General features: G+C 72.5%; 19 protein-coding genes. 11 read left to right on the top strand and 8 right to left on the bottom strand.

Going from position 1 to position 26,007, the window contains the following annotated elements; all coding sequences use genetic code 11:
• Positions 1-24 precede the first annotated feature (24 nt).
• The 3 genes from PUR26_RS14895 to PUR26_RS14885 all read left to right on the top strand — a co-directional run bounded on the left by PUR26_RS14895 (position 25) and on the right by PUR26_RS14885 (position 6,033).
• On the top strand, positions 25-3,768 hold the full coding sequence (locus tag PUR26_RS14895; protein ID WP_329872825.1) for an ABC transporter ATP-binding protein: 3,744 nt from the start codon (positions 25-27) through the stop codon (positions 3,766-3,768).
• Positions 3,769-4,117: 349 nt separating this feature from the next.
• Positions 4,118-4,522 carry a hypothetical protein gene (locus tag PUR26_RS14890; RefSeq protein WP_329872824.1) on the top strand — a complete coding sequence of 135 codons (405 nt, stop codon included), beginning with the start codon at positions 4,118-4,120 and terminating at the stop codon, positions 4,520-4,522.
• A gap of 89 nt (positions 4,523-4,611) precedes the next feature.
• Entirely contained in the window at positions 4,612-6,033 is a 1,422-nt protein-coding gene (locus PUR26_RS14885; RefSeq protein WP_329872823.1) for a S28 family serine protease, read from the top strand.
• Between the two features lie 92 nt (positions 6,034-6,125).
• Here the strand turns inward: PUR26_RS14885 and PUR26_RS14880 are convergent, their stop codons facing one another.
• The 4 genes from PUR26_RS14880 to PUR26_RS14865 all read right to left on the bottom strand — a co-directional run bounded on the left by PUR26_RS14880 (position 6,126) and on the right by PUR26_RS14865 (position 11,575).
• Positions 6,126-6,737 (bottom strand): hypothetical protein, encoded by a 612-nt coding sequence (locus tag PUR26_RS14880; RefSeq protein WP_443077078.1) that lies wholly within the window; start codon positions 6,735-6,737, stop codon positions 6,126-6,128.
• Between the two features lie 111 nt (positions 6,738-6,848).
• Positions 6,849-8,693, bottom strand: coding sequence for a glycoside hydrolase family 3 protein (locus tag PUR26_RS14875; protein WP_329872821.1), 1,845 nt, complete (start codon positions 8,691-8,693; stop codon positions 6,849-6,851).
• A 635-nt stretch (positions 8,694-9,328) separates the two neighbouring features.
• Positions 9,329-10,159: a sugar phosphate isomerase/epimerase family protein gene (locus PUR26_RS14870; protein ID WP_329872820.1), complete on the bottom strand. Its 831-nt coding sequence runs from the start codon at positions 10,157-10,159 to the stop codon at positions 9,329-9,331.
• Positions 10,160-10,516: 357 nt separating this feature from the next.
• Positions 10,517-11,575 (bottom strand): LacI family DNA-binding transcriptional regulator, encoded by a 1,059-nt coding sequence (locus PUR26_RS14865; RefSeq protein WP_329872819.1) that lies wholly within the window; start codon positions 11,573-11,575, stop codon positions 10,517-10,519.
• Positions 11,576-11,710: 135 nt separating this feature from the next.
• Between PUR26_RS14865 and PUR26_RS14860 the strand changes: the two genes are divergently transcribed.
• From PUR26_RS14860 to PUR26_RS14840, 5 genes are all read left to right on the top strand, one after another.
• The gene (locus tag PUR26_RS14860; RefSeq protein WP_329872818.1) at positions 11,711-12,862 is read left to right on the top strand and encodes a Gfo/Idh/MocA family protein; all 1,152 of its coding nucleotides are present in this window, start codon (positions 11,711-11,713) and stop codon (positions 12,860-12,862) included.
• Positions 12,859-14,019 carry a dihydrodipicolinate synthase family protein gene (locus tag PUR26_RS14855; protein WP_329872817.1) on the top strand — a complete coding sequence of 387 codons (1,161 nt, stop codon included), beginning with the start codon at positions 12,859-12,861 and terminating at the stop codon, positions 14,017-14,019. The genes PUR26_RS14860 and PUR26_RS14855 overlap by 4 nt, the downstream gene beginning before the upstream one ends.
• Before the next feature lie 143 nt (positions 14,020-14,162).
• Complete coding sequence (locus PUR26_RS14850) at positions 14,163-14,975, top strand: sugar phosphate isomerase/epimerase family protein (protein WP_329872816.1); 813 nt, start codon at positions 14,163-14,165, stop codon at positions 14,973-14,975.
• A gap of 424 nt (positions 14,976-15,399) precedes the next feature.
• Positions 15,400-17,625: an SF1B family DNA helicase RecD2 gene (recD2, locus tag PUR26_RS14845; protein ID WP_329872815.1), complete on the top strand. Its 2,226-nt coding sequence runs from the start codon at positions 15,400-15,402 to the stop codon at positions 17,623-17,625.
• Between the two features lie 167 nt (positions 17,626-17,792).
• Complete coding sequence (locus tag PUR26_RS14840) at positions 17,793-19,082, top strand: citrate synthase (RefSeq protein ID WP_329872814.1); 1,290 nt, start codon at positions 17,793-17,795, stop codon at positions 19,080-19,082.
• Between the two features lie 548 nt (positions 19,083-19,630).
• Here PUR26_RS14840 and PUR26_RS14835 read toward each other — a convergent pair.
• Positions 19,631-19,945 (bottom strand): heavy-metal-associated domain-containing protein, encoded by a 315-nt coding sequence (locus PUR26_RS14835; protein WP_329872813.1) that lies wholly within the window; start codon positions 19,943-19,945, stop codon positions 19,631-19,633.
• Positions 19,946-20,576: 631 nt separating this feature from the next.
• Between PUR26_RS14835 and PUR26_RS14830 the strand changes: the two genes are divergently transcribed.
• Positions 20,577-21,659: a zinc-dependent alcohol dehydrogenase family protein gene (locus PUR26_RS14830; protein ID WP_329872812.1), complete on the top strand. Its 1,083-nt coding sequence runs from the start codon at positions 20,577-20,579 to the stop codon at positions 21,657-21,659.
• Here PUR26_RS14830 and PUR26_RS14825 read toward each other — a convergent pair.
• From PUR26_RS14825 to PUR26_RS14815, 3 genes are all read right to left on the bottom strand, one after another.
• Positions 21,637-22,338, bottom strand: a complete 702-nt coding sequence (locus tag PUR26_RS14825; RefSeq protein ID WP_329872811.1) for a GNAT family N-acetyltransferase — start codon at positions 22,336-22,338, stop codon at positions 21,637-21,639. The genes PUR26_RS14830 and PUR26_RS14825 overlap by 23 nt on opposite strands.
• A 136-nt stretch (positions 22,339-22,474) precedes the next feature.
• A complete protein-coding gene (locus PUR26_RS14820) occupies positions 22,475-22,672 on the bottom strand; it encodes a helix-turn-helix transcriptional regulator (RefSeq protein ID WP_329872810.1) in 198 nt (65 codons plus the stop codon).
• Positions 22,673-22,902: 230 nt separating this feature from the next.
• Positions 22,903-23,817 (bottom strand): sugar phosphate isomerase/epimerase family protein, encoded by a 915-nt coding sequence (locus tag PUR26_RS14815; protein ID WP_329872809.1) that lies wholly within the window; start codon positions 23,815-23,817, stop codon positions 22,903-22,905.
• A 142-nt stretch (positions 23,818-23,959) separates the two neighbouring features.
• On the opposite strand from PUR26_RS14815, the gene iolC reads away from it, so the two are divergent.
• Together iolC and PUR26_RS14805 are read left to right on the top strand one after the other, a co-directional pair.
• A complete protein-coding gene (gene iolC / locus PUR26_RS14810; protein WP_329872808.1) occupies positions 23,960-24,991 on the top strand; it encodes a 5-dehydro-2-deoxygluconokinase in 1,032 nt (343 codons plus the stop codon).
• Entirely contained in the window at positions 24,988-25,872 is an 885-nt protein-coding gene (locus PUR26_RS14805; RefSeq protein ID WP_329872807.1) for a Cgl0159 family (beta/alpha)8-fold protein, read from the top strand. The genes iolC and PUR26_RS14805 overlap by 4 nt, the downstream gene beginning before the upstream one ends.
• Positions 25,873-26,007: the final 135 nt, after the last annotated feature.

The raw sequence follows: 26,007 nt of genomic DNA, 5'->3' as shown, positions 1-26,007 counted from the left end.
CGGAACGGACAACGGGAGGCACCAGTGGCGGCGGCGGAGCAAGGGTGGGCACGGCGGCTCTCCGGGTATGCCTGGAGGTACCGGCGCAACGTCGTGCTGGCCCTGGGGTCGTCCCTCGCGGGCATGGGCGTCATGGCCCTGGTCCCGCTCATCACCAAGGTCGTCATCGACGACGTCGTCGGCGAGGGGTCCCGCTCGCCGGCCCTGTGGACCGGCCTGCTCCTGGCCGCCGCGCTCGTCGTGTACGTCATGACCTACATACGCCGCTACTACGGCGGCCGGCTCGCCCTCGACGTCCAGCACGACCTGCGCACCGAGATGTACGGCACGATCACCCGGCTCGACGGGCGACGGCAGGACCAGCTCTCGACCGGCCAGGTCGTCGGGCGCGCCACCAGCGACCTCCAGCTCATCCAGGGCCTGCTCTTCATGCTCCCGATGACGATCGGGAACATCCTGCTCTTCCTCGTCTCCCTGGTGATCATGGCGTGGCTCTCCCCGCCGCTCACCCTGGTGGCCCTCGCCGTCGGCCCCGCCCTCTGGTTCATCGCCAGGCGCAGCCGCGTCCGGCTGCACCCCGCCACCTGGTACGCCCAGGCACAGGCCGCCCATGTGGCCGGCGTCGTCGACGGCGCCGTCACCGGCGTCCGGGTGGTGAAGGGCTTCGGGCAGGAGGACCAGGAGACCGGCAAGCTGCGCGACGCGAGCCGGGGACTCTTCGCGGGCCGGCTGCGCACCATCAAGCTGAACGCCCGCTACACCCCCGCCCTCCAGGCCGTGCCCGCCCTCGGACAGGTCGCGATGCTGGCGCTCGGCGGCTGGCTCGCCACCCGGGGACAGATCACCCTCGGCACGTTCGTCGCCTTCTCGACCTATCTGGCCCAGCTCGTCGGACCGGTCAGGATGCTGGCCATGGTCCTCACCGTCGGGCAGCAGGCCAGGGCGGGCGTCGAACGCGTCCTGGAGCTCATCGACACCGAGCCCACGATGAAGGACGGCACCAAGGAGCTGCCCGCCGACGCCGCGGCGAGCGTCGAGTTCGACGACGTCACCTTCGCCTACGAGGACGGGCGCCCGGTCCTCGACGGCTTCTCGCTGGAGATCGGGCCCGGCGAGACCGTCGCCGTGGTCGGCGCCTCCGGCAGCGGCAAGTCCACCGTCTCGCTTCTGCTGCCGCGCTTCTACGACGTGACGCGCGGCGCGGTCCTGGTCGGTGGGCACGACGTGCGCGAGCTGACGCTCGACTCGCTGCGGGCCGCCATCGGACTCGTACCGGAGGACAGCTTCCTCTTCTCCGATACCGTCCGCGCCAACATCGCGTACGGCAAACCCGACGCGACCGACGAGGAGATCACCGCCGCCGCCGAGGCCGCACAGGCCCACGGTTTCATCTCCGCCCTTCCCGACGGGTACGACACCACGGTCGGCGAGCACGGACTGACCCTCTCCGGCGGCCAGCGCCAGCGCGTCGCCCTCGCCCGCGCGATCCTCACGGACCCCCGGCTGCTGCTCCTGGACGACGCCACATCGGCGGTCGACGCGCGCGTCGAGCACGAGATCCACGAGGCGCTGCGGGCCGTCATGGCCGGACGCACCACCCTGCTGATCGCGCACCGGCGCTCCACGCTCGGCCTCGCCGACCGGATCGCCGTCCTCGACGGCGGACGGCTCGCCGACATCGGCACCCACGAGGAGCTGGAGCGGCGCTCCGCGCTCTACCGGCGGCTGCTGACCGACCCCGACGAGCTGGGCGGCGTCTCGCCCGGGCACGCCGTGCGGGTGGCGGTGCCGGAGGACGGCACCTCGCTGCGCGAGGAGATCGACGCCGAGTTCGACGCCGAACGCGGCATCACCCCCGCCCTGTGGGAACGGGACGCCGACGCCGCCGCCCGTCCCGCCCTCCCCGGCGCCGCCCCGGGGGCCGAGGGCGGGCCCGCCACGCCCGAGCTGCTGGCCCAGGTCGAGGCGCTGCCGCCCGCGAACGACACCCCCGAGGTCGACGAGGCTCAGGCCGTGCTGCCGGAGGAGTCGTACGGGCTGCGCCGGCTGCTGCGGGGCTTCGGCCTGCCGCTGCTGGCCAGCCTGACGCTCGTCGCCGTCGACGCGGGCATGGGCCTGGCGCTGCCGGTACTGATCCGGCACGGCATCGACGAGGGCGTGGAGCAGCTCGCCCTCGGCGCGGTGTGGGCGGCGTCCGCGCTGGCCCTGCTCACCGTGCTCGTCCAGTGGACGGCGCAGACCGGCGAGATACGGATGACCGGGCGGACCGGCGAGCGGGTGCTGTACGCGCTGCGTCTGAAGATCTTCGCGCAGCTCCAGCGGCTCGGGCTCGACTACTACGAGCGGGAGCTGACCGGCCGGATCATGACCCGGATGACGACGGACGTGGACGCGCTGTCGACGTTCCTCCAGACGGGCCTGGTGACCGCCTTCGTCTCCCTGGTCACCTTCTTCGGGATCATGGTCGTGCTGGTCGTGATCGACGTGGAGCTCGCCCTGGTCGTCTTCGCCACCCTGCCCGTGCTGGTGATCGGCACGTTCTTCTTCCGCCGGTCGAGCGTCAAGGCGTACGAACTGGCGCGTGAGCGGATCAGCGTCGTCAACGCCGATCTCCAGGAGTCGGTGGCCGGGCTGCGGATCGTCCAGGCGTTCCGCCGGGAGCGCTCGGGCGCGGACCGGTTCGCCGCACGCAGCTCCTCGTACCGCTCGGCGCGGGTGCGCGGCCAGTGGCTGATCTCGGTGTACTTCCCGTTCGTGCAGCTGCTGTCGTCGGTGGCCACCGCCGCGGTGCTGATCGTGGGCGCCGGACGGGTGGAGGCGGGCACCCTGACGGCGGGCGCCCTGGTGGCGTACCTCCTCTACATCGACCTGTTCTTCGCCCCCGTGCAGCAGCTCTCGCAGATCTTCGACGGATACCAGCAGGCCGCCGTCTCACTGGGCCGGATGCAGGAACTGCTGCGCGAGCCGACGTCGACGGCCCCCGCGCCCGAACCGCTGGACGTGCTGTCGCTGCGCGGCGAGATCGCCTTCGAGGACGTCTCCTTCGCCTACGGGACCGCCGACGGGCCGGAGGAGGCCCTCACCGCGGTCGACCTGCGCATACCGGCCGGGCAGACCGTCGCGTTCGTCGGCGAGACCGGCGCCGGCAAGTCGACGCTGGTCAAGCTGGTCGCCCGCTACTACGACCCGACGTCCGGCCGGGTCACCGCCGACGGCGCCGACCTGCGGTCCCTGGATCTCACCGCCTACCGGCACCGCCTCGGGGTCGTCCCGCAGGAGGCGTACCTCTTCGAGGGGTCGATCCGCGATGCCATCGCGTACGGGCGCCCCGGCGCGACGGACGCGGAGGTGGAGGCGGCGGCCCGGGCGGTCGGCGCGCACGAGATGATCGCCACGCTCGACGGCGGCTATCTGCACGAGGTCGCCGAACGCGGACGCAACCTGTCGGCGGGCCAGCGGCAGCTGATCGCCCTGGCCAGGGCGGAGCTCGTCGACCCCGACGTGCTGCTCCTCGACGAGGCGACGGCGGCGCTGGACCTGGCGACCGAGGCGCAGGTCAACCAGGCCACGGACCGGCTCGCGGGCCGCCGCACCACCCTGGTGGTGGCCCACCGGCTCTCGACGGCCGCGCGGGCGGACCGGGTGGTGGTGATGGACCACGGACGGGTCGTGGAGGACGGCACCCACGACGAGCTGCTGGCCCTGGACGGCCGCTACGCCGCGCTGTGGCGCACGTTCGTCGGCGACGAGACCCCGGCGACGGCGTGAGCCGCACGGACCGGGTACGGGGGCGGGCCGGCTGAGTGCCCCGTCCGGTACGGCTGAGTGCCCCGTCCGGTACGGCTGAGTGCCCCGTCCGGTACGGGAGGGGCATGACTCCGCCCCCGGCCGCCCGCCGGCCCCGCGCCCCCGGCCGCGCGTCGGCCGGCTCCTCGTCCGGGGACTCCGTCTCCGCCGGTCCCGCCGGCCGTGCCGAAGGACGGGGACGGCTCGCGCGCTCCGGCGCGTGGCGTGTGCGCGGGGGGAGCCGTGGTGGGGGTGCGGCAGCCGGAAGGCAACCGTCCGGCTCCCGAGCGCGTCGTACGCACGTACGGTCTAGAGGCAAAGGGGAGCAAGGATGTTCGGTGAAGTGGCGGTGGCCCCGATCAGACGACTGCTCGCGCGCGGTCTCGCGGTGCTCGTCGCCGTGAGCGCCCTGACCCTCGCCGGTCCCGGCACCCCACCCGCCGAGGCCGCCGCCGCCTGCTCCGGACGGCTCGTCAAGTCCGTGCCCTTTCCCACGGGTGAGCTGCGGATCTACAAGAGCCGGCAGTACGCCTGCGCCGTCGCGGTCGCCGTCAGGCCGGGGCCGCGCCGTGCCATGTCGGTCTCCGTCCAGCCGCGCGGCGGCCGTGCCGCCGTCGACAAGGGACGGTTCGTCCGGCAGGCCGGACCCGTCACCGTGCACGCCCTCAACCGCTGCGTGCGCGCCTCGGGTCTCGTCGGCGGCCGGGGCGCCTCCACCGGCTGGATTCTGTGCTGAGCTGTGGCGCGAAGGTCAACCGGGTCTGGCCACGCACGCGTTGACCCCGCTAGGTTCACGGCGACCGTCGTGAACCCAGTGGAGGGCGAATGCGCAAGGCGCTCAGATGGCTGCTGTCGCTCGTGGTGCTCATAGGCACCCTGAGCGCGGCCGGCACGGCCACCGCCGCCGGCCCGGACAGCACCGTCGACATCAAGGAACGCATCCTGGCGATCCCCGGGATGAGCCTGATCGAGGAGAAGCCCTACCCCGGCTACCGCTTCTTCGTCCTCGAGTACACCCAGCCGGTCGACCACGGCCGGCCGGCCGGCGGCACGTTCCAGCAGCGCCTCACGCTGCTGCACAAGGACACCGGCCGCCCGACCGTCTTCTACACCAGCGGTTACGAGGTCTCCACCCGCCCCGGTCGTACCGAGCCGACCCAGATCGTCGACGGCAACCAGGTCTCCATGGAGTACCGCTTCTTCACCCCGTCCCGCCCCCAGCCCGCCGACTGGTCCAAGCTCGACATCCGGCAGGCCGCCGCCGACCAGCACCGGATCTTCACGGCGCTGAAGAAGGTCTACACCCGCAAGTGGCTCGCCACCGGTGTCTCCAAGGGAGGCATGACCGCCACCTACTACGAGCGCTTCCACCCCCGCGACATGGACGGCGTGGTCGCCTACGTCGCTCCCAACGACGTGGTGGAGAAGGAGGACGCGGCGTACGACCGGTTCTTCGCGAACGTCTCCACCCGGGAGTGCCGCGACCGGCTGAACGCCCTGCAGCGCGAGGCGCTCGTCCGGCGCGCGCCGCTGCAGAGGACCTACGCCGCGTGGGCCGAGGAGAACGGGGCCACCTTCAAGACGGTCGGCAGCCTCGACAGGGCGTACGAAGCGGTCGTCCTCGACTTCGTCTGGGGCTTCTGGCAGTACCACACCGAGGCGGAGTGCGCCGACATCCCGGACGCCGCCACCGCCACCGACCAGGCCGTCTACGACACCATCGACGGCTACTCCGGCTGGTCCTACTACACCGACCAGGGGCTGGAGTCCGGTGTCCCGTACTACTACCAGGCCGCCACCGAGCTCGGCTCGCCCAGCCTGCGGATGCCGCACCTCAAGGGCCTGACCCGGTACGGCTACCAGCCCGCGCGCAACTTCGTGCCGCGGGAGATCCCGGTGCGGTTCAAGCCGTGGGTCATGCGTGACGTGGACACCTGGGTCCGTACCAGTGCCCGGCAGATGCTCTTCGTGTACGGCGAGAACGACCCGTGGGGCGCCGAGCGCTTCCGCGTCGGCAAGGGCGCCCGCGACAGCTACGTCTTCGCCGCCCCGGGCGCCAACCACGGCGCCAGCGTCTCCGGTCTCGTCGAGGCCGAGCGGGCGAAGGCCACCGCCCGGATCCTGGACTGGGCGGGCGTCGCCCCGGCAGCCGTCGAGGCCGACCCGCGGCGGGCCGAGCCGCTGGCACCGTACGACGCCCGGCTCGACAAGCACCGGCTGGAGCGCGAGCAGACGCTGCGCCCGTAGGGACACGGCCAGGGGGTCACGGGTCGGGTCCCCCATGGCCCGGGGGCCCGGGATCTCGTCGGCCCGCCCCCCGGTCCGGCTGTGCGCGCCGTTCACACGCGGCGCGCACAGCCCACCGGACTCGCCCCGCCCAGCTGCACGTACAGCGCCGTCGCCGCCGGGCACCGCGAACGGTCCTCGACGGCGGCCGCCACCCGGTACTCGGGCCGCTCCTCGCCCGAACCGTCGCAGGCCGTCTCCTTCACCTCGCCCTTGCGCGAGCTGTAGACGCAGTCCCCGACGACGGTGTGCGGCCCGCCGCCGCCTCCCGGGTCGCCCGGGTGCGGCGGTTCCAGGTTGCGCATGCACGCGTACCCCTGGGGCACCGAACCGTCGCCGTCCTCGTCGACCGCCGGCCGGTTCTCCGAGACGTGCAGGACGAAGTCGGTGGTGGACGGGCAGACCGGGCCCGCGGCGGGGCGTTCCACGAACCTGCTGAGCACCCGCGCCCACGCGCTCTCGCTGCCGCAGGAGACCTCCCGGAAGTCCCGCCCGCGGGTGCTGCAGTCACCGGGGCCGAGAAAGACCTCCCCGTAACCCGTCGCCGCGGTGGTGTCCTGGAGGCCGGCCGCCGGGGCGCCGGCCCCCGGAGTCTGCCGGCAGGCGACGGTGAGGACCGCCAGCACGAGGGCGCACACCACCGCCACGCTTCCTTGCCCACGCATGAGGCCCCCCGATCGGTCGGTCCAGCGTGACCCGCAGAGGCGGGTACACGCCAGATTCCTCAGGGGATTTGCGCCGTTTGGGGGTAGTGCGCCGGTGGTGCGTCGTATTTTCTAGTACGTCAGGCCGTAGCCCATCGGATACAACACCTGCGCCGGATCGTCCGCGTGCTGGACGGGCACGGGGAGCCGCCCCCCGGGCCGCGCCCGGCCGGCGATCACCCGTGCGGCGGCACGCAGCTCCACATCGGTCCACGAGTAGGCGGCCACCACGGCGCGCTGACCGCTGAGCCGGGCGATGTCGTACGGGTTGCGGATCGCCACCGCGACCACCGGGACGCCGGTCGCGGACAGCCGGGACACCAGGGTGCGCTGCGAGCTGGTGGCCGACACGTTGTACGTGGCGACGATCACGGCGTCCTTGCCCGCCGCGGCGGCCGCCGCCTCGTCGATCTTCGCGGCGGTGGGGGACAGTCCGGTCGCCAACGCCGTCACCGTGAAGCCCAGTTCGGTGAAGGCGGCGGCGAGCGTGGCGGTCGGGGGCCCCGTGGTCCCGGACGGCGACGCGGGGTCGGCGCCGACGACGAGGAGGTTCCTGGTCCTGCGGCGGTTCAGCGGCAGCAGGCCGCCGTCGTTGAGCAGCAGGGTCGTGGTCCTCTCGGCGATCCGGTCGGCGGCGGCGAGATGCGCCGCCGAGCCGACCGCACGGTCCACGGCCCGGTGGGTGACATAGGGCCTCCGGAACAGACCCAGCCCGTCCTTGAGCCGCAGGATGCGAAGAATCGATTCCTCGATGCGGGCCTCGGTGAGCTCGCCGTTCCGTACGGCCTTGAGGACGGCGTTGTGGGCAACCGCCAGGTTCGGCGGATTGAGCAGCTGGTCGCACCCCGCCTTCAGGGCGAGGACCGGGACCCGGTCGTCGCCGTACTTGGTGCGTACGCCTTCCATGCCGAGCGAGTCGGTGACGACCACCCCGTCGTAGCCCAGCTGTTCGCGCAGGATGCCGGTGAGGATGGGGCGGGAGAGGGTGGCGGGGTCCTCGCTCGGGTCGAGCGCGGGGACGACGATGTGGGCCGTCATGATCGAGTCGATCCCGGCGGCGATCGCGGCCCGGAACGGCGGCGCGTCCAGTTCGCTCCACTGCTCCCGGGTGTGGGTGATGGTGGGCAGTCCGTAGTGGCTGTCGACGGCGGTGTCCCCGTGGCCCGGGAAGTGCTTGGAGGTCGCGGCCACGCCCGCCCCCTGGTAGCCCCCCACCTGGGCGGTCACCAGCCCCGCCACGGCCTCGGGATCGGCGCCGAAGGACCGTACGCCGATCACCGGGTTGGCCGGGTTGACGTTGACGTCGGCGACGGGCGCGTAGTTCTGGCGGATGCCCATGGCGGCCAGCTCCGCCCCGGCGATCCGGGCGGCCCGGTGGGCGTCGGCGCGTGAACCGTGGGCACCCAGCGCCATCGCGCCGGGCAGCAGGGTGGCGGGCTCCCCTATGCGGGCGACGATCCCGTGCTCCTGGTCGGTGGAGATCAGGACCGGGACCGGGGTCGGCTGCGCGAGGGCGGCGCGCTGGATGCCGTTCGACAGGTCGGCGATCTGGTGCGGGTCGCGGGTGTTGTGCGCCCAGGTGAAGTAGATGATGCCGCCGACGTGGTACTTCGCGATGAGCTCGGCGGCGGTGCGGACGCCGATCTCCTTGAGGTTGGCGTCGATGTCGGCCTGGTCGGGGGCGGTGGCCGAGTGCCCGTACACCCGCATGACGAAGAGCTGGCCGACCTTCTCCTCCAGGCTCATCCGGGAGATCAGCCGCTTGAGGCGCCCGAGGAGGTCGCCGTCGGCCGCGCGGGAGGGCGCGGCGGTGGCGGTGGCACCGGTGGCGGAGGCGGCCACCGCGGCGGCGGTGGCGGTGAGAAGGGCCCGTCTGGTGGTGGCCCGGGAATGGGCGGAGGTGGCGCGGTAGTGCACTGGTGCTCCTTCCGGCCGTGCGTGACGAGAGATGAAGGAAACTTCCAAGGAGTCACGGATAGCCCGAAAGTAACTGCCAGGTCAAGGATGTGCGCAGCCCGCGTCGGAATCGGCCCGGGGAAGGGGGGCTCGGTGCCGGGCCGGGCGGGGGCGTGACGGGATGGCCCGCGCGGCGGGCGGGGGGCCGGGCGCGGCCCGGGAGCGTGGGCGGAGGGCCGCCACCGGCGCTGCGGAGGGGGGCGCACCGATGGCGGCGTCCTGCCGGCCGCAGGCGGCTGGAGAGGGGAGTCGGCGATCGCGGTCAGGAGCGAGGGCCGACACCGCTCTGCGGTGACTCACCGGCAGTACGCCCCGTTTGACGGGCCGGCCGCCCGGAAGGTTCCCCGGCGGGCGGAGATTCCGCTGAAATGGTCTCGGTGGTAAGGGAGTTACGGCTGCGGTCAAGGCGGAGGTGAGGGGTCGCGTCGGCCGCCCACGGCCCGCGTCCCACGGCCCGGGTTCACAGCGCTTGACGTGACGTGACGTGACGTGACGTGACGTGGCGGGTCCGGGCCGGCCCGGCCCGGGCGGGAGCGGCGGCAGACCCCGGCGGGCGGGGCCGGCGGGAGGCAGACCACGGCGGGCGGGGCCGGACCTCAGAACATGCGGCTCAGATGCTCCCGGCCCGCGACCAGCAGCGGCGGCAGGGCGGCGGCCTGCGGGTACCAGCGCTTCTCGTACTCCCAGCAGACCCAGCCCTGGGCGTCGTCCGCCGGAGTGTCGAGGCCCCGCACGGCGTCCGTACCGTCTCCGCCGCCGACCGCCAGGGCGAGGCACTCGGCGAGGGGCAGCGCCCCGTGGCCGAGGGGCAGCGGGGTCCTGTCGTCGGCCGACGCGATGTCCTTGACCTGCACGTATCCGAGGTAGGGGGCGAGGACGCCGTGCGTGGCCGCCGGGTCCTCGCCGGCGAGCCAGGGGTGCATCACATCCCAGAGCGCGCCCACGCTCTTGTGTCCGACCAGCCCCACCACCCGGGCCACGTCCGCGCCCGTGCGGTGGGAGTCGTGGGTCTCCAGCAGGATCCGTACGCCCAGGTCCGCGGCGATCTCCGCCGCGACCCCGAGACGCCGGGCGGCCGTCGCGTCCGCCTCCTCCGGGTCCTGGTCGCCGCCGCCGGGGAACACCCGCACGTACGAGGCGCCCAGATCTGCCGCCAGGTGGAGCAGCTGGTACAGCTCCTCGTAGACCGGCTCGTCGTCGCCCGCCGCCGCGACGTCCGCGTACCCGGCCACGGTGAGGATCTCGACGCCCGCCCGAGCGAACTCCTCGGCCACCGCCCGCCGCTCGTGCGCCAGGAGCCCCGCGTGCACCGGTTCTTCCGGGTGGGCGCGCAGCTCCACGCCCTGGTAGCCGGTCCCGGCGGCGAGACGGGCGACGTCGGCGATCGGCATCCCGGGGACACCGAGGGTGGAGAAGGCGTACTTCACGGCTGGAGCTCCTTAACTGTGCCGGGGCCCCGGAACCTACCCCGACGGGCGGGGATCATGGCCGCCCCCGCGCCCGCCGGTCCCGCTTACGGCTGCTCGCGTGGGTACGGCACCCGGCGCGGGTACGGCTTCCCGGGCGCGTACCGCTCCCTTCGCCGTCACGCCGTCACGCCGTCACCTGCGCCGTTCCCCTCGCCGTGACGCGTCCCCCTCGCGGGGCGCGGCTCGCCTCGGCGGCCCCGCGATGCCGGCCCCGCCTCCCCGCGCGGGAGCGCGGTCCGGCCCGCCGCGCCCGGCCCGCCGCGCCCGGCCCGCCGCGCCCGGCCCGCCGCGGCCCGGCGGGCCCGTACGCACCGCTCACGCGTCCCGCGGCGGTGCCGTCGACGCCCGGGCCATCAGGTCCGCGCAGATCGTCGCGATGCCGCCCGGCGGCGGCGTCTCGGTGCCCATCGCGAGCCGCCCCGCCCGCGCGCCCGCCTCGTGCAGCGGCAGCCGGACGGTCGTGAGCGCGGGCACCGCGTCGACGGAGAACGGCAGGTCGTCGAAGCCCGCCACCGAGATGTCGTCCGGGATGCGCAGCCCCTGGTCCCGAAGGGCCGCGCAGGCGCCCAGCGCGACCGTGTCGTTGGCCGCGACCACAGCCGTCAGGCCGGGGTCGCGGCGCAGGAGCTCCAGGGTCGCGTCGTACCCGGACCGGCGGTCGTAGGACCCGTGCACCGTGAGCCGTTCCAGGCCCGCACCGAGACCGGCGGCCGTCATCGCCTCGCGGTGGCCCTCCAGCCGGTGCCGGGTCGTCGTGCGTTCGGCGGGCCCGGCCACGTATCCGATGCGCCGGTGGCCGAGTGCCAGCAGGTGCTCGGCCAGCCGTCGTCCGCCGCCCCGGTTGTCGAAGGTCAGCGCCGCCAGGATGGCTCCACCGGGCACCGGCGGGCGCCCGCACAGCACGATCCGGGTGCCGGCGTCCGCGAGCTTGGCGAGCTTCGCGGCCATCGCGGCGCTGTGGACCGGGTCCTCCAGCGCGCCACCGGTCAGGACGACGGCCGCGGCGCGCTGACGCTGCAGCAGCGTCAGATAGGTGAGCTCGCGTTCCGGCGAGCCGCCCGTGTTGCAGACGACGGCGAGCTTCTCGCCGCCCGCCCGCCCCGAGGCGCCTTCGCCGATGGCGCTCTGCGCGGCCCCGGCCATGATCCCGAAGAACGGGTCCGCGATGTCGTTGACCAGGATTCCGACCAGGTCGGAGGTGGCGGCGGCGAGCGAACTGGCCGGTCCGTTCAGCACGTAGTCGAGCTCGTCCACGGCCTTCAGGACCCGCTCGCGGGTGGACGCGGCGACCGGGTAATTGCCGTTCAGGACGCGGGAGACGGTCGCCGGGGACACCCGGGCGCGGGCCGCCACGTCGGCCAGGGTGACTGTCATCGCTTTCCTCCGAGGAGAGTCGGGCGGGGCCCCTTGTACGGGCCACCGTCGGCAGGCTAGCGTCACTCCTCGTAGAAAGCGCTTGCTACAGGATGGCGCAGGCAGCACGTCGACCACACAGTTGGAGGGACCTTCGTGACACGCAGGACAGTGCGGATCGCCATGAACGGCGTCACGGGGCGGATGGGCTACCGGCAGCACCTGGTGCGTTCCATCCTCGCGATGCGCGAACAGGGCGGCCTGGACCTCGGCGACGGGCAGGTGCTCTGGCCCGAGCCGGTCCTCGTCGGCCGCCGCGAGCAGGCGCTGCGCGAGATCGCGGAGCGCCACGGGCTGACCGAGTGGTCCACCGACGTCGACGCGGTCCTCGCCGACGGGAGAACGGACATCTACTTCGACGCGCAGGTCACCTCCGCCCGCGTCGGCGCCCTCAAGAAGGCGATCGCCGCGGGCAAGCACGTCTACACCGAGAAGCCCACCGCCACGGACCTGGAGGGCGCCCTGGAACTGGCCCGCCTCGCCCGGGCCGCCGGCATCAAGCACGGCGTCGTCCAGGACAAGATCTTCCTGCCGGGTCTGCTCAAGCTGAAGCGCCTCATCGACGGCGGCTTCTTCGGCCGGATCCTCTCCGTGCGCGGCGAGTTCGGCTACTGGGTCTTCGAGGGCGACTGGCAGGAGGCGCAGCGCCCCTCCTGGAACTACCGCGCCGAGGACGGCGGCGGCATCGCCGTCGACATGTTCCCGCACTGGGAGTACGTGCTGAACGAGCTGTTCGGCCCTGTGACCGCCGTGAGCGCGCACGTCACCACGCACATCCCGCAGCGCTGGGACGAGCACGGCAAGCCCTACGCCGCCACCGCCGACGACTCCGCCTACGGCATCTTCCAGCTGGAGAGCGGCGCCGTCGCGCAGATCAACTCCTCCTGGGCGGTCCGCGTCAACCGCGACGAGCTCGTCGAGTTCCAGGTCGACGGCACCGACGGCTCGGCCGTCGCGGGCCTGCGCAACTGCCGTGTGCAGCACCGCTCCGCCACGCCCAAGCCGGTGTGGAACCCCGACCTCCCGGTCACCCACTCCTTCCGGGACCAGTGGCTGGAGGTCCCCGACAACACCGAGTTCGACAACGGCTTCAAGGCCCAGTGGGAGCTCTTCCTGCGCCATGTCGCGCTGGACGAGCCGTACCACTGGGACCTGCTGGCGGGTGCGCGCGGTGTGCAACTGGCGGAGCTGGGCCTGAAGTCCTCGGCCGAGGGCCGCCGCTACGACGTGCCGGAGCTGTCGCTGTGACCGTCCTTCTGCCGGGGGAAGCGGGCTCCACGCGCGCGTACCGCCCGCGCAGCGCGCCTGCGGCCGTCGGCCGGGGCGGGGCGCCGCTCTCCTCCCGTACCGTCTTCTCGGCCGCGCACGTCGTGGCCGATCCGTACGCCGACACCTCTCCCGACTCGGCCGCGGCCGTCGACTGGGACGCCACCCTCGCCTTCCGCCGCCACCTGTGGTCCCACGGCCTGGGTGTCGCCGAGGCTATGGACACGGCCCAGCGCGGGATGGGCCTGGACTGGGCGGGCGCGGCCGAACTGATCCGCCGCTCGGCGGCCGAGGCGAGGGCCGTCGGCGGCCGTATCGCGTGCGGTGTCGGTACCGACCAGCTCGCGCCCGGCGCCCACACCCTGGACGAGGTCAGGGCCGCCTACGAGGAGCAGCTCGCGCTGGTCGAGGAGAGCGGTGCGCAGGCCGTCCTGATGGCCTCGCGGGCCCTCGCGGCCGCGGCCCGTACCCCCGACGACTACCTCGACGTCTACGCCCACCTGTTGCGGCAGGCGGCCGAACCGGTGGTCCTGCACTGGCTGGGCCCGATGTTCGACCCCGCCCTGGAGGGCTACTGGGGCTCGGCCGACCTTGATCTCGCGACCGACACGTTCCTCAAGGTCATCGCCGAGCACCCGGACAAGGTCGACGGCATCAAGGTGTCCCTGCTGGACGCGCGGCGCGAGGTCGACCTGCGCCGCCGGCTGCCGCACGGTGTGCGCTGCTACACCGGCGACGACTTCCACTACCCCGAGCTGATCGCGGGCGACGAGCGCGGCTTCAGCCACGCGCTGCTGGGCATCTTCGACCCGCTCGGCCCCCTGGCCGCCGAGGCGGTGCGGATACTGGACACCGGGGACACCAAGGGGTTCCGCGAGCTCCTCGACCCGACCGTGGAGCTGTCCCGCCACCTCTTCCAGCCGCCGACCCGCTTCTACAAGACGGGTGTGGTCCTGCTCGCCTGGCTGGCCGGGCACCAGGAGCACTTCACGATGGTCGGCGGCCTTCAGTCGGCCCGCTCCCTGCCGCACCTGGCCCGGGCCTACGAACTCGCCGACGGACTGGGCCTCTTCCCGGATCCGGCGCTCGCCGAGTCCCGGATGAAGTCCCTGCTCACGGTGTACGGAGTCACCCAGTGACCGAATCCATTGAACCCGTCGCACCTGTCACACCCGTCGCACCTGTCACACCTGTCGAGTCTCCCGGGTCCCCCGGCTCCTCTCGGTCCTCCGCGTTCCGCGGGGCGGACGGGCCCGCCCTCGCCCGTTTCAGCGTCAACCAGATGACCGTCAGACAGCTGGCGCTTCCCGACCTCAGCGCCCACTGCGCCCGGCTGGGCATCCCCGGGATCGGCCTGTGGCGCGAACCGGTCCAGGCGTACGGGGTCGAGGCCGCCGCCAAGCTCGTACGTGATGCCGGACTCACCGTCACCACCCTGTGCCGAGGCGGGTTCCTGACCGCCACGGACCCGGCCGAGCGGGCCCGCGCACTGGACGACAACCGCGCCGCCATCGACGAGGCCGAGACGCTCGGAACGGACACCCTGGTCCTGGTCTCCGGCGGTCTGCCGGCCGGCGACCGGGACCTGGGCGGGGCCCGGGAACGGATCGCGGACGCGCTGGCCGAGCTCGCCCCGTACGCGGGCGAGCGGGGAGTGCGGCTGGCGATCGAGCCGCTGCACCCGATGTTCGCGTCGGACCGCTGCGTCGTCTCCACCCTCGACCAGGCCCTCGGTCTCGCCGAACGCTTCCCGGCATCGCAGGTGGGCGTGGTCGTGGACACGTACCACATCTGGTGGGACGACCGGGCTCCGGCGGCGGTCGAGCGGGCCGGCGCCCAGGGCCGGATCCACTCCTTCCAGCTCGCCGACTGGATCACCCCCCTGCCCGCGGGAGTCCTCAACGGCCGCGGCCAGATCGGCGACGGGGCGATCGACATGGCGCGATGGCGCGAACGGGTCGACGCGGCGGGCTACGACGGGCCGATCGAGGTCGAGCTGTTCAACGACGAGCTGTGGGCACGGGACGGCGTGGAGCTCCTGGAGGAGACGGCGAGGCGGTACGCGCACGCGCTCAAGGCCACCTCCCCCCACTGATGCGCACAAGCGGTCCTCTCGGGGCCGCTGTTCGGCTGCGAGTTCGATGAAAGGATTCCGGAAAAATTACTGCGCGCATCCGTGCAACCCTTCCGGCGTGACGGGTGTCGTACTTGGCATCGGGGCTTCCGGGGAGGGATCCGGGGGGATCGGGAAGCCCGGATCGAGGGGGGAGCGCGCGGGGCCCGGTCCATGGACCGGGCCCCCAGGCCGCGTCGTCCGGCTCCCGCCGGCCTCGCGTCCGTCCCGGTGCCGGGCCACCGCGCCGCCCCCGCGACCCCGCTCGGCGACCGACTGCTCCGGACCCGGGCCGCAAGCCCGTTCCCCGTGTCCGCCAACGGGTGCGGCACGGGCCCGGCCTGCGGTGGCGGTGGGTTGTCCACAGGCGGATCACGCTGTCCGACCCACCCGGTAACGTCGAGTCATGTCCAGTCTCGCGGTGGTCGAAGGGGTTCTTGAGCGGATCACCTATGCCAATGAGGAGAGCGGCTACACCGTCGCGCGCGTCGACACGGGACTTGGCGGTGGCGACCTCCTCACGGTGGTCGGCTCGCTGCTCGGCGCGCAGCCGGGGGAATCGCTGCGCATGCAGGGCCGGTGGGGGTCGCATCCGCAGTACGGCAAGCAGTTCACCGTGGAGAACTACACCACCGTTCTGCCTGCCACCATCCAGGGCATCCGCCGCTATCTGGGCTCCGGCCTGATCAAGGGCATCGGCCCGCGCATCGCCGAGCGGATCGTCGACCACTTCGGCACCGACACCCTCGACGTGATCGAGGAGGAGCCCGCCAGGCTGATCGAGGTGCCCGGCCTCGGCCCCAAGCGGACCAAGCTGATCGGAGCGGCCTGGGAGGAGCAGAAGGCGATCAAGGAGGTCATGGTCTTCCTCCAGGGCGTCGGCGTCTCCACCTCCATCGCGGTCCGCATCTACAAGAAGTACGGGGACGCCTCGATCTCCGTGGTGAAGAACCAGCCGTACCGGCTGGCGGCCGATGTGTGGGGCATCGGCTTCCTGACCGCCGACCGCATCGCGCAGGCCGTCGGCATCCCGCACGACAGCCCCGACCGGGTCAAGGCCGGTTTGCAGTACGCCCTTTCGCAATCCACCGACCAGGGACACTGCTTCCTGCCCGAGGAGCGGCTCATCGCCGACGCGGTGAAACTGCTCCAGGTCGACAGCGGACTCGTCATCGACTGTCTCGCCGAGCTCGCCGCCGACCCGGAGGGCGTCGTACGGGAGAAGGTCCCGGGCCGGGAGGGGGAGCCGCTCACCGCCGTCTACCTGGTGCCGTTCCACCGTGCCGAGGTCGCCCTGGCCGCGCAGCTCCAGCGCCTGCTGCGGGCCGCCGACGACCGCATGCCGGCCTTCCAGGACGTCGCCTGGGACAAGGCCCTGGCATGGCTGGCCGACCGGACGGGCGCCGAACTCGCCCCGGAGCAGGAGGAGGCGGTCCGGCTCGCCCTCACCAGCAAGGTGGCCGTCCTCACCGGCGGGCCGGGCTGCGGCAAGTCCTTCACGGTGCGCTCCATCGTCGAGCTGGCCCGCGCCAAGCAGGCGAAGGTGCTCCTCGCGGCGCCCACCGGCCGGGCGGCCAAGCGGCTGGCCGAGCTGACCGGGGCCGAGGCGTCCACCGTGCACCGCCTGCTGGAGCTCAAACCGGGCGGCGACGCGGCGTACGACAGGGACCGGCCACTGGACGCGGACCTGGTGGTGGTGGACGAGGCGTCCATGCTGGACCTGCTGCTCGCCAACAAGCTGGTGAAGGCGGTCGCGCCCGGAGCCCATCTGCTGCTGGTCGGTGACGTGGACCAGCTGCCGAGCGTGGGCGCCGGGGAGGTGCTGAGCGATCTGCTGGCCCCCGAGGGCCCGGTGCCCGCCGTGCGGCTCACCCGCATCTTCCGCCAGGCGCAGCAGTCCGGTGTCGTCAGCAACGCCCACCGCATCAACTCCGGTGTGCAGCCGCTCACCTCCGGCCTCTCGGACTTCTTCCTCTTCGTCGCGGACGAGACGGAGGAGGCGGGCCGCCTCGCGGTGGACGTCGCGGCCCGACGGATACCCGCCAGATTCGGCCTTGATCCACGCCGGGACGTCCAGGTGCTGGCGCCCATGCACCGCGGGCCGGCCGGTGCGGGCACGCTCAACGGTCTCCTCCAGCAGGCCATCACCCCCGCGCGGCCCGATCTGCCGGAGAAGAGATTCGGCGGCAGGGTCTTCCGCGTGGGCGACAAGGTCACGCAGATTCGCAACAATTACGAAAAGGGTGCAAACGGGGTCTTCAACGGCACGGTCGGCGTCGTGACCTCGCTCCAGGTGGAGGACCAGCGGCTGACCGTGCTGACCGACGAGGACGAGGAGGTGGCCTATGACTTCGACGAGCTGGACGAGCTGGCGCACGCGTACGCCGTCACGATCCACCGCTCCCAGGGCAGCGAGTATCCGGCCGTGGTGATTCCGGTCACCACCGGCGCTTGGATGATGCTCCAGCGGAATCTTCTGTACACGGCCGTCACGCGCGCCAGGAAGCTCGTCGTCCTGGTCGGCTCCCGCAAAGCGATCGCTCAGGCCGTCCGCACTGTTTCCGCTGGTCGGCGCTTTACCTCACTGAGCCATCGACTGACAGGTGAGGTACGGATGGGAAACATCACGTAGGACTTTCGCAAGCGGGGCGAAGGGGGCAAGATGAGCAGGTTGGCGGCACTGAGTGCCGCCAACTGGCCGAATGGCCGACCCCGAGTGCACTCTGCTGAGCCAAGTGGGGGATGGTAGAGACAGTCAGGGCACCTCGAAGAAGAGGCACAACGTCGGTGAGGGATGACGTGAGCGACAACTCTGTAGTACTGCGGTACGCGGACGGTGAATACACCTACCCGGTGGTCGACAGCACCGTGGGTGACAAGGGCTTCGACATCGGGAAGCTCCGAGCTCAGACCGGGCTGGTGACCCTGGACAGCGGTTACGGCAACACTGCCGCCTATAAATCCGCGATCACCTACCTCGACGGCGAGCAGGGCATCCTGCGGTACCGCGGCTACCCGATCGAGCAGCTGGCCGAGCGCTCCACCTTCCTCGAGGTGGCGTACCTGCTGATCAATGGTGAGCTTCCCAAGGTCGACGAGCTGTCGACCTTCAAGAACGAGATCACCCAGCACACCCTGCTGCACGAGGACGTCAAGCGCTTCTTCGACGGCTTCCCTCGTGACGCGCACCCGATGGCGATGCTGTCCTCCGTGGTCAGCGCGCTGTCGACGTTCTACCAGGACAGTCACAACCCGTTCGACGAGCAGCAGCGCCACCTCTCGACGATCCGGCTGCTGGCCAAGCTGCCCACGATCGCCGCGTACGCGTACAAGAAGTCGATCGGTCACCCGTTCGTCTACCCGCGCAACGACCTCGGGTACGTCGAGAACTTCCTGCGCATGACCTTCTCGGTCCCGGCCCAGGAGTACGAGCTCGACCCGGTCGTGGTCTCCGCGCTCGAGAAGCTGCTGATCCTGCACGCGGACCACGAGCAGAACTGTTCCACCTCCACCGTGCGTCTGGTCGGCTCCTCGCAGGCCAACATGTTCGCCTCGATCTCCGCCGGCATCTCGGCCCTGTGGGGCCCGCTGCACGGTGGCGCCAACCAGTCGGTCCTGGAGATGCTCGAAGGCATCCAGGCCAACGGCGGCGACGTCGACTCCTTCATCAGCAAGGTGAAGAACAAGGAGGACGGCGTCCGGCTGATGGGCTTCGGCCACCGGGTCTACAAGAGCTTCGACCCGCGCGCCAAGATCATCAAGGCGGCGGCGCACGACGTCCTCTCCGCGCTCGGCAAGTCCGACGAGCTGCTGGACATCGCGCTGAAGCTTGAGGAGCACGCGCTCTCCGACGACTACTTCGTCTCGCGCAACCTCTACCCGAACGTGGACTTCTACACGGGCCTCATCTACCGCGCGATGGGCTTCCCGACCGAGATGTTCACCGTGCTCTTCGCGCTCGGCCGCCTCCCGGGCTGGATCGCCCAGTGGCACGAGATGATCAAGGAGCCGGGTTCCCGCATCGGCCGCCCGCGCCAGATCTACACGGGCGAGGTCCTGCGGGACTTCGTGCCGGTCGAGAGCCGCTGACGCCGGTCGAGGACCGCTGACGACGTCCCCGGACGTCTCCGTACAGCGAGAAGCGCCCCGCCGCCGATCCCCCCACGGGTCGGCGAGCGGGGCGCTTCCCATTTCCCCGGAGCGGATTCCCCCCACGGGATCCGGCCGGGCGTCTGCTGTGTTCCAGCAGAGGCTCGCGCGCGATCTGCCGGGGTACGTACGGGAGGGCCGCTCAAAGCTCCCCGTGCACGTGCCCCGGCCAACGCTTGCCCGGGACGTCCCCCAAGACATCCCGCGAACGTCCCCCAAGACGTTCCTGGCATCGCCAATCTAGACTCGCGAGCCGTCCAAATGGTTACCCCTCAATATCTGTGATCTAGGTCTCTTTGTGAAGGTCTTGTGGGTCACGTGAATGTGAATTCACGGGAACGTCCGATGTTGAGGGGTATTTGTCACCACATACAAGGACGGGAGCGTCGCAAGGGGACGCACTCCGCGCCGGGCGACCCGGACGGTTCCGGAAAACGCGGCCGGGCCGCCCGTCTGCACGGTGCGGCCCGGATGGCGGAATCGGCCGGTCAGGCTCGGCCGGCCAGCTCGTAACCCGCCTCGTCCACGGCGGCGCGGACGGCGTCCTCGTCCAGGGCCGACTCGGAGATCACGGTCACCTGGCCGGTGGAGGCCACCGCCTTCACCGAGGTGACCCCCGCGATGCCGGAGATCTCCTCCGACACGGCCCCTTCGCAGTGGCCGCAGGTCATCCCCTTGACCTGGTACACGGTGGTGACGCCGCCCGCCGTGTCCTCCGCCGCGCCGCCGTGGCAGGAGCCGGCGGGTGAGCAGCAGGAGCCGGTGGCGGCCTGGGGGAGCTCGGTCTTCGTCTCGGCGGTCATGGCGTTCTCCTCATCGGGTCGAGGCATCTCGATCGTACGAAGTCATGGTGCGCCAGGGGTCCCTGGGAATGCCGTGACCCCCTGACGTCTCCACTGTATACCCCTAGGGGGTATGGATTCCAGCTGGCTCTCCCTCGGCCGGCCCAACGTGGCGGGAAGGATCCTCCGGCGGGGGCGCCCCGGCCCTGGTGACGGTGGCCATGGGCACCTCGCGGGTGACGCACACCAGGATGCCGGGACCCCGGAGTCGCCCCGGCCGCCCTGAAGGACGCCGTGGTGGCGCGCGGCCCGCCGGTCCCGCGGTGATGCAGCGGACCGGGCGGGCCACGGTGGCCGCCGGCACCACGGGGTGTCCGCCACAGCCGCTTCGGGCTCGGTGAGGGCGGCGCGGGGGCGGGGCGCCGGCGGGGGCGTCAGGTTCGGGACCGCCGGGACGCAGGTGGGCCGTCAGGTTCGGGACCGCCGGCGCGGGGACGGGCGTGGGTGGGGCGTTAGGTTCGGGACCGCCGGCGCGGGCGGGGCGTGGGTGGGCCGTCAGGTTCGGGACCGCCGGCGCGGGGACGGGCGTGGGTGGGGCGTTAGGTTCGGGACCGCCGGCGCGGGCCGGGCAGTCGAGCGAGGGGCGAGGCCGATGAGGGCAGTGATGTTCGAGGGATACGGGCAGGACGCGGACGTCCGGGAGCTGCCCGATCCGGCGCCTTCGCCGCAGGGCGTGGTCGTCCGGGTCGAGGCCACCGGTCTCTGCCGCAGTGACTGGCACGGCTGGATGGGCCATGACCCCGACATCACCCTTCCTCATGTTCCCGGGCACGAACTGGCCGGCGTGGTCGAGGCCGTGGGCCCCGCGGTCACCCGCTGGCGGGCCGGGGACCGCGTCACCGTGCCCTTCGTCTGCGCCTGCGGCACCTGCGCGGCCTGCGCGGCGGGGGACCAGCAGGTCTGCGAGCGCCAGACGCAGCCCGGCTTCACGCACTGGGGGTCCTTCGCCGAGTACGTGGCGCTGGAACACGCCGACACCAACCTGGTGGGTGTGCCCGACGGGATGCCGTTCGCCACGGCGGCCGGGCTCGGATGCCGGTTCGCGACCGCCTTCCGGGCGGTGGCGGCCCAGGGCCGGGTGGCGCCCGGCGAGTGGGTGGCGGTGTACGGCTGCGGTGGCGTGGGGCTCTCGGCGGTGATGATCGCGGCGGCCTGCGGGGCCCGTGTGGTGGCCGTGGACGTGTCGCCCGGCGCGCTGGAGCTGGCGCGGAGGTTCGGCGCGGCGGAGTGCGTGGACGCGTCGGCCTCACCGGCCTCGTCGGCGGGAGCGGGAGCGGCGCCGGGCAGCGGTACCGCCGCTGCCGTCCGGGAGCTGACCGGCGGCGGCGCGCACCTGTCGATCGACGCACTCGGTTCCCCGGCCACCTGCGCGGCCTCCGTGGAGAGCCTGCGCAGGCGCGGGCGCCATGTCCAGGTCGGTCTGCTCCCGGCCGCCGCCGGGGACCCGGTCGTTCCCATGGCCCGCGTCATCGCCCTGGAACTGGAGATCCTGGGCAGCCATGGGATGGCCGCCCATGCCTACGGCCCGATGATGGAGATGGCCAGCTCCGGCGTCCTGCGCCCGGACCTGCTGGTCACCGCGCTGATCTCCCTGGACGAGGCCCCGGCCGCGCTCGCCGCCATGGGCACCTCGCCCGGGGCCGGCGTGACGGTCATCCAGCCGTGGCGGAGGTGACGCCCGGGGCGGTCCCGGTCCGGGTGCCGGTGCCGGGCGAGGCGCCGTCGCCGGCGTCGCGGCCGACGGCTGGGGTGGTCGCGGTGCCGGTCGTGGCGGGGTGGCCGCGGTGGACGGCCCACTCGCGGGCGAGCACCGCCATGGAGAACGAGTCGATCCACTCGCCCCGGTGCAGCAGCACCTCGCGTTCGACGCCCTCCAGGACGAAGCCGACCTTCTCGTAGGTCCGCACGGCGCGTGGATTGAAGGCGAAGACCCCCAGTGAGACGCGGTTGAGGCCCAGGTGTCCGAAGCCGTGGGCGAGGAACAGCCGGATCGCCTCGGTGCCGAGCCCCCGGTCGCGCCCCCGGGGGCCCACCAGGACGCGGAAGTTGCAGCTGCGGTTCGCCTCGTCCCACTCGTTGAACACCAGCTCGCCCACCACCTCGCCGGAGGCGCGATCGACCAGCGCGAGGTCGAGCCGGTCGCTCTGCGCCCCGCGCGACCCGTACCACGAGCGCAGCCGCTCTTCGGGGAGAGGGGGCTCGTCATCGGCGCTCCCGGTGAACCTCCGCACCTCGGGGTCCCGCAGGATCTCCGCCATCACGGCCGTGTCCGCCTCGGTGAACGGGCGCAGCACCACCCTGTCGCCGGTCAGCGTGGGCTTCACGGAGAAGGCGCCTGTCGTGTCCTCGCTCATCCGGCGATCCTCGGCCGCCGGCCGGCCGCCCGCAACGGAATATCGGGCCGGCCCCGTACCGGGCGGGGTACGGGGCCGGCCAGCCAGCCAGCCAGCCGGCCAGCCGGCCGGGCGGGCCGCGCCGGGGCCGGGCGGGTCAGTCCCGGCGTGGCCGGTTGCCGGGGCGGTTGGCGACCCAGGTGCGGATGGTGTCGGCGTACCAGTAGGGCCTGCCGCTCTCCAGATGGTCGGGCCGGGGAAGCAGACCGTGCTTGCGATAGGACCGCACGGTGTCCGGCTGCACCCGGATGTGCGCGGCGATCTCCTTGTACGACCAGAGTTGTCCGTCCGTCATGTGTGGTACCTCCCTGCTCGCCGCGGGGCGGCCCGGGAGGGCCGCCGGGGGAGCCGCGGCGTTGACGCCGGCGATCACTGAGCCTGTGTCCGCTGAACGACGCCGAGTGACCGCCGGGTAACGCCTGTTGAGCATCTGTGACGAAAGATCCGTGTAATGGAGATATGCGTGACAAGGACGGGACGGTCGTGGCGCAACCGATCGCACCCGCGCCTGTGCGGGAGACCGGCTCAGGCGCCGCAGGAGCGCAGGAAGCGCCGGGTCCGTTCGGCGATGGGGTACGGCTTGTCCGGCGGGCAGGGATACATGTCCTGTTCGACGATGGCGAAGAGGTCCACGCCCAGCGCCTGGGCCGCGGTCAGCACGGGTTCGAGCGCGGGCACTCCGGCCGGCGGCTCGCACATCACGCCACGGGCGACGGCCGGACCGAAGGGGGTGCCCGCGGCGACGACGTCGGCCAGGATCGCGGGATCGACCTGCTTGAGGTGGAGGTAGCCGATCCGCTCCCCGTACGTCTCGATGAGCTTGACGCTGTCACCGCCGCAGTAGGCGTAGTGCCCGGTGTCCAGGCAGAGGGCGACCAGGTCCGGATCGGTGGCGTCCAGGAAGCGGCTGACGTTCTCCTCGCTGTCGATATGGGTGTCGGCGTGCGGATGGACGACGATCCGCAGTCCGAAGCGGTCCTGCACCTCCAGGCCCAGGCGCTCGGTCAGCGTGGTCAGCGCGCGCCACTGATCGGCCGTCAGCGTGCGGTCCTCCAGCACCTGCCCGGTCTTGTCGTCCCGCCAGAAGGACGGGATGACCACCAGATGGCCGGCGCCCATCGCCTGCGCGAGGGCGGCGTTGTCCGCCACGTGCGCCCAGGTCCGGTCCCAGACGGCCGGACCGTGGTGCAGCGCGGTGAAGACCGTCCCGGCGGAGACCTTGAGCCCGCGGCGCCGGGTCTCCTCGGCGAGCCGGACGGGGTCGGTGGGCAGATAGCCGTACGGACCCAGTTCGATCCATTCGTATCCGGCCTCGGCGACCTCGTCGAGGAAGCGGTGCCACGGGACCTGGAGGGGATCGTCCGGGAACCAGACACCCCAGGAGTCCGGGGCGGAGCCGATCCGGATGCGGGACAGCGGCGGCGGCGACAGCGGCGTCATGGGGGCCAGCTTGGACAGAGCGCGCGTGGAGCGTCAAGACTTGGTCCGAATGTAAGGACAAAATGTTGACAGGGTTTCGGCGTACGGGCTAGACCTGGACACCGGCCGGACATGGTGCGGTGCCGACGCGAAGGGGACGTGCATGGAGAACGATCCGACCGGTGCGACCGATCCCGCCTCTCCGGGCGGTCCGGCCCATCCGTACGACCTGATCACCATGGGGCGCATCGGGGTGGACCTCTACCCCCTGCAGACGGGCGTCCCGCTCGCCCATGCCGAGACCTTCGGGAAGTTCCTCGGCGGCTCGGCCGCCAACGTCGCCGTCGCCGCCTCCCGGCTCGGGCGGCGGACCGCGGTGATCACCCGTACCGGCGCCGACCCGTTCGGCGACTACCTCCACCGGGAACTGCGCGCGTTCGGCGTCGACGACCGCTGGGTGACACCCGTCGACGCGTACCCGACGCCCCTCACGTTCTGCGAGATCTTCCCGCCGGACGACTTCCCGCTCTACTTCTACCGGCAGCCCAAGGCCCCCGATCTGGAGATCCACGGGCACGAACTGGACCTGGCCGCGATCACCGCCTCCCGCATCTTCTGGATGACCGGCACGGGCCTGTCGGCCGAACCCAGCCGTTCGGCCACGCTGGCTGCCCTCGCACAGCGCCCGGAGAGCGGCACCACGGTCTTCGACCTCGACTGGCGGCCGATGTTCTGGGAGAGCCCGGAGGACGCCCGCCCGCACTACGCCGCCGCCCTCCCGTACGCCACCGTCGCCGTCGGCAACCTCGACGAGTGCGAGATCGCCACCGGGGAGCGCGAGCCCCATGCCGCCGCGCGGGCGCTCCTGGCCGCCGGTGTCCGGCTCGCCGTCGTCAAGCAGGGCCCCAAGGGCGTTCTCGCCATGAGCGCCGACGGCGAGAGCGTCGACGTCCCGCCCGTTCCCGTCGACGTCGTCAACGGCCTCGGCGCGGGTGACGCGTTCGGCGGAGCGCTGTGCCACGGACTGCTGGCCGGCTGGGGCCTTGAGCGCACCCTTCGCTACGCCAACGCCGCCGGCGCCATCGTCGCCTCCCGGCTCGCCTGCTCCTCCGCGATGCCCTTCCCCGACGAGGTCGCCCGGCTCCTGGCGGGCGGGGCGCCCGGAGCCGTGGAACGCGAAGGCGGACGGCCGTGACCGGCGTCGACCCGGCCCGGCTCGTGGAGGTCCGCGCCCGGCACCCCGAAGCCGTCGCCGAGGCCGCCGCCCGCCGCCGCCGGCGACCGCTGATGGCCGGCGCCGGCCGGCTGATGATCGTGGCCGCGGACCACCCCGGGCGCGGCGCCCTCGCGGTCGGAGACCGGCCCTTCGCCATGGCCAACCGGCTCGATCTGCTGGAGCGGCTCTGTCTGGCCCTGTCGCGTCCCGGTGTCGACGGGGTGCTGGCCACCGCCGACATCCTCGACGACCTCCTGCTGCTCGGCGCCCTGGAGGACAAGGTGGTCATCGGCTCCATGAACCGCGGCGGCCTCGCGGGCGCCGCGTTCGAGCTCGACGACCGCTTCACCGGCCACCGCCCGCAGGACATCGCCCGCCTCGGCTTCGACGCCGGCAAGCTCCTGCTGCGCATCGACCACCAGGACCCCGGCTCCCTCGCGACCCTCCACTCCGCCGCGCGCGCCATCGACGCCATGGCGGAGCACCGGCTGCCCGTGTTCGTCGAGCCGTTCCTGTCCCGGCGCGGCCCGGACGGGCAGCTGCGCAACGACCTGAGCGCCGGGGCGGTGACCACCTCCCTGGCCATCGCCTCCGGCCTCGGGGGCACCTCCGCCTACACCTGGCTGAAAGTGCCCGTCACCGACGATCCGGACGACATGATGCGGGTCATGGAGACGACGACCCTGCCCGCGGTCCTGCTCGGCGGCGACGTGGGGGACGACCCCGAAAGGGCGTACGGGAAATGGCGCGGGGCCCTGCGACTGCCCACCGTCCAGGGGCTGGTGGTGGGCCGCTCACTGCTCTACCCGGCCGACGGGGACGTGGCCGCCGCGGTCGACACGGCCGTGGGTCTCCTCTGAGGCACCGGAGCCCGGAGGGCTGCCGGGCGGACGGAGCGCCGGGCGGAAGAGCTGCCGGGCGGAGGAGTTACCGGAGGGCCGTTGGGCCGAAGGCTCGCCGGACCGGGGGACCAGGGCTTCGAGGGGGTACGGAAG

It is taken from the genome of Streptomyces sp. SP18CS02 (assembly GCF_036322365.1).
Lineage (GTDB): Bacteria > Actinomycetota > Actinomycetes > Streptomycetales > Streptomycetaceae > Streptomyces.
This window is presented reverse-complemented; position numbering and strand designations above follow the sequence as displayed.